The 5,198-nt window shown below is 73.9% G+C and carries 6 protein-coding genes; 5 read left to right on the top strand and 1 reads right to left on the bottom strand.

The window, feature by feature from the left end:
• Positions 1-106: 106 nt before the first annotated feature.
• The gene (locus ACFUEL_RS34565; protein WP_380241344.1) at positions 107-1,246 is read left to right on the top strand and encodes a GAF domain-containing sensor histidine kinase; all 1,140 of its coding nucleotides are present in this window, start codon (positions 107-109) and stop codon (positions 1,244-1,246) included.
• Positions 1,239-1,883 carry a response regulator gene (locus tag ACFUEL_RS34560; protein ID WP_380241342.1) on the top strand — a complete coding sequence of 215 codons (645 nt, stop codon included), beginning with the start codon at positions 1,239-1,241 and terminating at the stop codon, positions 1,881-1,883. The genes ACFUEL_RS34565 and ACFUEL_RS34560 overlap by 8 nt, the downstream gene beginning before the upstream one ends.
• Positions 1,884-1,890: 7 nt before the next feature.
• On the opposite strand, the gene ACFUEL_RS34555 is transcribed toward ACFUEL_RS34560, so the two are convergent.
• Complete coding sequence (locus ACFUEL_RS34555) at positions 1,891-2,691, bottom strand: hypothetical protein (protein ID WP_380241340.1); 801 nt, start codon at positions 2,689-2,691, stop codon at positions 1,891-1,893.
• A gap of 133 nt (positions 2,692-2,824) precedes the next feature.
• On the opposite strand from ACFUEL_RS34555, the gene ACFUEL_RS34550 reads away from it, so the two are divergent.
• The 3 genes from ACFUEL_RS34550 (at position 2,825) to ACFUEL_RS34540 (ending at position 5,190) form a co-directional block, all read left to right on the top strand.
• Positions 2,825-3,616, top strand: a complete 792-nt coding sequence (locus ACFUEL_RS34550; RefSeq protein WP_380241338.1) for an ABC transporter ATP-binding protein — start codon at positions 2,825-2,827, stop codon at positions 3,614-3,616.
• Positions 3,617-3,719: 103 nt separating this feature from the next.
• The gene (locus ACFUEL_RS34545; RefSeq protein WP_380241336.1) at positions 3,720-4,154 is read left to right on the top strand and encodes an NfeD family protein; all 435 of its coding nucleotides are present in this window, start codon (positions 3,720-3,722) and stop codon (positions 4,152-4,154) included.
• Positions 4,155-4,164: 10 nt separating this feature from the next.
• Positions 4,165-5,190, top strand: coding sequence for an SPFH domain-containing protein (locus ACFUEL_RS34540; protein ID WP_380241334.1), 1,026 nt, complete (start codon positions 4,165-4,167; stop codon positions 5,188-5,190).
• Positions 5,191-5,198: the final 8 nt, after the last annotated feature.

The following is a 5,198-nucleotide window of genomic DNA, read 5'->3' as shown; positions in this document are numbered from 1 at the left end:
CGGTCCCGTTTCCGGGCCTCCCGGTCCCGGGCCTCCCGTCCTAGGTCCCGCGCCCGAGGTCCCGCGCCCGAGGTGGCGGGCGTGATCACGGCGGTAGCGTGGGCGCATGGACAGTCCCCGGTGCGATCCGTCGCTGCAGGCGATCGAAGCGGTCAGCGCGGCGGTGCTGGCGATGTCCCGGCCGCTGGAGGTGCGGGAGGTGCTGCGGCGGATCACCGCCTCCGCCCGGACGCTGCTGGGCGCCGAGTACGCCGCGCTCGGCCTGCCGGACGACCACGGCGGCTTCGCCCAGTTCGTGGTGGACGGGGTGAGCGACGAGCAGTGGCGGGCGATCGGCCCGCTGCCGCGCCAGCACGGGGTGCTGGCCTCGATGCTGCACGACCGCGAGCCCACCCGGCTGAAGGACGTCCGCACCGCCCCCGCGTTCGGCGGCTGGCCGGACGCCCACCCGGACATGACCGACTTCCTCGGCATGCCGATCATGGACGAGGACGAGATCGCCGGCGCCCTGTTCCTGGCCAACAAGCCCGGCGGCTTCACCGCGCAGGACGAGGAACTGCTCCGGATCCTGGTCGCGCACGCCGCGCTCGCCCTCGGCAACGCCCGGCTCTACGAGCGCAGCCGCGAACTCACCCTGTCCGGCGAGCGCGCCCGGATCGCCCACGACCTGCACGACGCCGTCTCGCAGAAGCTCTTCTCGCTGCGGCTGACCGCCCGCGCCGCCGCCAAACTGGTCGACCGGGACCCGGCGCGGGCCCGCGACAACCTGGCCGAGGTGGCCCGGCTCGCCGCCGAGGCCGCCGACGAACTGCGGGCCGTGGTGGTCGAACTGCGTCCCGCCGCGCTGGAGGAGGACGGCCTGGTGGCCACCCTGGCCTCGCAGGTCCAGGTGCTGGACCGGGCGCACAGCGCGAAGGTCGCCTTCACCGCCACCGGCGTCCGCGCGCTGCCCGCCGCCCAGGAGGCGGCCGTGCTGCGGGTCGCCCAGGAGGCGCTGCACAACGCGCTGCGGCACGCCCGGGCGAGCGGCGTCGAGGTCACCCTCACCGGCACCGCCGGCCGCGGCGTGAAGCTGACCGTCCGCGACGACGGCCGCGGCTTCGACCCGGAGTCGGTGCGCCGGGCCGGCCGCCACCTCGGACTGGTGTCGATGCGCGACCGGGCCGCCGCGGTGGGCGGCTGGCTGTCCCTGGAGTCCGCCCCGGGCCGGGGCACCCTGGTCGAGATGGAGGTTCCCGGTGCCTGACACCGCGTCACCGATCCGCGTGCTGCTGGTGGACGACCACCAGGTGGTCCGGCGCGGCCTGCGCACCTTCCTGGAGGTGCAGGACGACATCGAGGTGGTCGGCGAGGCCGCCGACGGCGAGCAGGCCGTCGAGCAGGCCGACCGGCTCGCCCCCGACGTGGTCCTGATGGACCTCAAGATGCCCAAGGTGGACGGCATCGAGGCGCTGCGCCTGCTGCGCGAACGCGGCAGCGCGGCCCGGGTGCTGATCGTCACCAGCTTCACCGAGCACCGCACCGTGGTCCCGGCGCTGCGGGCCGGCGCCGCGGGCTACGTGTACAAGGACGTCGACCCGGAGGCGCTGGCCGGGGCGATCCGCTCGGTGCACGCCGGGCACGTGCTGCTCCAGCCCGAACTGGCCGCCGCGCTGCTCGCCGAGGACGTCCCGGCCGCGCCGCAGGGCCGCGGCGGCACCCTCACCGACCGCGAGCGCGAGGTGCTCTCGCACATCGCCGACGGCCGCTCCAACCGGGAGATCGCCCGCGCACTGCACCTGTCGGAGAAAACGGTCAAAACGCACGTTTCGAACATCCTGATGAAGCTGGACGTCGCCGACCGCACCCAGGCCGCGCTCTGGGCGGTCCGCAACCAGCCCTGACCGCGGATCAGCGCCGCAGCTCGTCCACCGCCGCGTTGTACGCCGCGACCTGCGCCCGCCGGGCGGTGCGGTCCAGCGGGGCCAGGGCCTCCCGCCGGGCGGCCATCTCGGAGGCGGAGACCGCCGCCCCGTGCCCGCCCGAGGCGATGTGCAGCAGCGCGGACACCTGCCGGGCCGACTCCAGCACCCGCACCGCCCGCGGCGGGTAGCCGGGGGCGAGCAGCTCGCGGTGCCCCTGCCGGCGGAAGGACTCCAGCGCCCGCAGCGCCTGGGGCCCGGCCCCCGCCACGTCCAGGCGGACCAGCTCGGCGGTGGCCCGCCGCAGCCCGTCGGCGAGTTCGCGCTCGGCCTCGTCCAGCGAGGGCACGTCGGCGGGCGGCGCCTCCTCGACCGGCAGGCACTGCCACAGCACCCGCACGCCCCGGTCGCCCTCCGGCCCGTACACCTCGACCTCCGGCACCAGCCCGTACGGGACGCCGACCGCCAGGACGGCCTCGCCGGCGCCCATCGCCAGCGAGTTGAAGGACGGCGGCCCGGTCAGCCCCAGCGGGTGCCCGGCCACCGGGAGGGCCAGGCGCAGGCCCTTCGCGCCCAGCGAGCGCAGCCGCCCCAGCGCCCAGGTGAGGCCGTGCAGCGAGTCGGGTGCCTCGCCGGGCAGGCCGGTCACCCGGTGGGCGTCGTCGGTGCCCTGGACGGCGGCGGCCGCGTCGTCGGGGGACGCCGCCCCGGCCAGCAGCGCGTTGCCCCAGGCGGCGAGCCGCCCCGAACGGGGCTCTTGGTACGGATTGTCGGCAGGAGTGACGAGCATCGGACCAGCCTACGGACAAGCGCGCCGGGCGGGTGGCGTAGGTTTGCCCTGACACATGGTGGACCGCACCCCCGAGGACCGAACGCCCAGGTCCAGGGACGGCCGGATTCTTGCATTTGGGGAAGGCGTAGGCATGAGCGACGTGCTGGAGCTGGTGGACGTTTCCGTGGTCCGGGAGGGGCGCGCGCTCGTCGATCACGTGTCCTGGACGGTCAAGGAGGGCGAGCGCTGGGTGGTGCTCGGGCCGAACGGCGCGGGCAAGACCACGCTGCTCCAGATCGCCGGCGCGTACCTCTTCCCGAGCTCCGGCGAGGCCGTGGTGCTCGGCGAGAAGCTCGACCAGGTCGACGTCTTCGAGCAGCGCGCCCGGATCGGCCTGGCCAGCGCCGCGATGTACGAGAAGCTGCCGGCCGGCCAGACCGTGCTGGAGACCGTCCTCACCGCCGCCTACGGGCAGACCGTGCACGGCAAGGAGACCTACGAGGACTCCGACGAGTCCCGCGCCCTGCTGCTGCTCGACCGGCTCGGCATGGCCGGCTTCACCGGCCGCAAGTTCGGCACCCTCTCCGAGGGCGAGCGCAAGCGCACCCTGATCGCCCGCGCCCTGATGACCGACCCCGAGCTGCTGCTGCTCGACGAGCCCGCCGCGGGCCTCGACCTCGGCGGCCGCGAGGACCTGATCCGCCGCCTCGCCGCGCTCGCCGGGGACGAGTACGCGCCGTCCATGGTGATGGTCACCCACCACGTGGAGGAGATCGTCCCCGGCATGACCCACGTGCTGATGATCCGCCAGGGCAAGGTGATGACGGCCGGTCCGATCGAGACCACCCTCACCGCCCGCAACCTCTCGCACTGCTTCGGCCTGCCGCTGACCCTGGAGCGGCGCGGCGACCGGTGGACCGCGCAGGGCCTCCCGCTCGGCTGAATCGCGTCCCCGCGGCGAACGGCGGGAACCGGTCGCACGCACGGCCGGTTTCCGCCGCCCCACCTGCGGGAAGCTACGCGGGGAGAACACCGACTTCCCTAGGATGGAGCCCGTGGACAGCTGGATCTGGTGGCTGCTGATCGCCGTCGCGCTGGGCATACCGCTGCTGGTCACCGCGATGCCCGAGTTCGCCATGTTCGCGATCGGCGCCGGCGCCGCCGCGCTGACGGCCGGTCTGGGCGGCGGCACGGTCCCGCAGTTCCTGGTGTTCGTCGGGGTGTCCGCGGCGCTGCTGGTGTTCGTCCGCCCGATCGCCTACCGCCAGTTGAAGAAGGGCCCGGGGTACCGCACGGGCGTGGAGGCGCTGACCGGCGCCACCGCGGTGGTACAGGAAACAGTCGACGGGGGAGAGGGCGGACGGATCAAGCTGAACGGCGAGATCTGGTCGGCCCGCGCGCTCCACCCGGGTTCGGTGTTCGAGCCGGGGCAGCAGGTCGACGTCGTCGAAATCCAGGGCGCGACCGCCCTGGTCGTCTAGGGGAGAAGCGTTGGAACCCGTCCTCATCGTCTTGATCGTCCTGGTAGTGGTGGCCTTCATCGCCCTGATCAAGACGATCCAGGTGATCCCGCAGGCCAGCGCGGCCATCGTGGAGCGCTTCGGCCGCTACACCCGCACCCTGAGCGCCGGCCTGAACATCGTCGTGCCGTTCATCGACACCATCCGCAACCGGATCGACCTGCGCGAGCAGGTCGTCCCGTTCCCGCCGCAGCCCGTGATCACCTCGGACAACCTGGTCGTCAACATCGACACCGTCATCTACTACCAGGTGACCGACCCGCGGGCCGCGACCTACGAGGTGGCCAGCTACATCCAGGCCATCGAGCAGCTCACCGTCACCACCCTGCGCAACATCATCGGCTCGATGGACCTCGAGTCCACCCTGACCTCCCGCGAGGTTATCAACGCCGGCCTGCGCGGCGTCCTGGACGAGGCCACCGGCCGCTGGGGCATCCGGGTCAACCGGGTCGAGCTGAAGGCGATCGAGCCGCCGACCTCCATCCAGGACTCGATGGAGAAGCAGATGCGCGCCGACCGCGACAAGCGCGCCGCGATCCTCACCGCCGAGGGCGCCCGGCAGGCCCAGATCCTGCGCGCCGAGGGCGAGAAGCAGGCCGCCGTGCTCCAGGCCGAGGGCGAGGCGCAGGCCGCTGTCCTGAAGGCCGACGGCGAGGCCGCCGCGATCCGCACCGTCTTCGAGGCCATCCACGAGGGCGACGCCGACCAGAAGCTGCTCGCCTACCAGTACCTGCAGACGCTGCCCGAGCTCGCCAAGGGCGACGCCAACAAGCTGTGGATCATCCCCAGCGAGGTCGGCGACGCGCTCAAGGGCCTCGGCGGCGCCTTCCAGGGCGTCACCGGCGGCGGCGCCACCCCGGCCGCCCCCGCCGTCACCCCGCCCGCCGCCCGCGTCCCGGTCGACCCGGCCGCCGGCCCCCGCCCGGTGGACACCGAGAACAAGACCGCCCGCCCCCGGGTCGAGCCCACCCGCCAGTACCCCACGATCGACGAGTAACCCCGCCC

The organism is Kitasatospora sp. NPDC057198, assembly GCF_042670125.1.
Lineage (GTDB): Bacteria > Actinomycetota > Actinomycetes > Streptomycetales > Streptomycetaceae > Kitasatospora.
Note: the sequence above shows the minus strand (reverse complement) of the source record. Positions and strands in the feature narration are given on the sequence as shown.

What these genes read in the sequence shown, in the direction of transcription:
- ACFUEL_RS34565 (WP_380241344.1), top strand. Translation starts at nt 107, where the DNA reads ATGGACAGTCCCCGGTGCGATCCGTCGCTGCAGGCGATCGAAGCGGTC.
- ACFUEL_RS34555 (WP_380241340.1), bottom strand. Translation starts at nt 2,691, where the DNA reads ATGCTCGTCACTCCTGCCGACAATCCGTACCAAGAGCCCCGTTCGGGG.
- ACFUEL_RS34550 (WP_380241338.1), top strand. Translation starts at nt 2,825, where the DNA reads ATGAGCGACGTGCTGGAGCTGGTGGACGTTTCCGTGGTCCGGGAGGGG.
- ACFUEL_RS34545 (WP_380241336.1), top strand. Translation starts at nt 3,720, where the DNA reads ATGGAGCCCGTGGACAGCTGGATCTGGTGGCTGCTGATCGCCGTCGCG.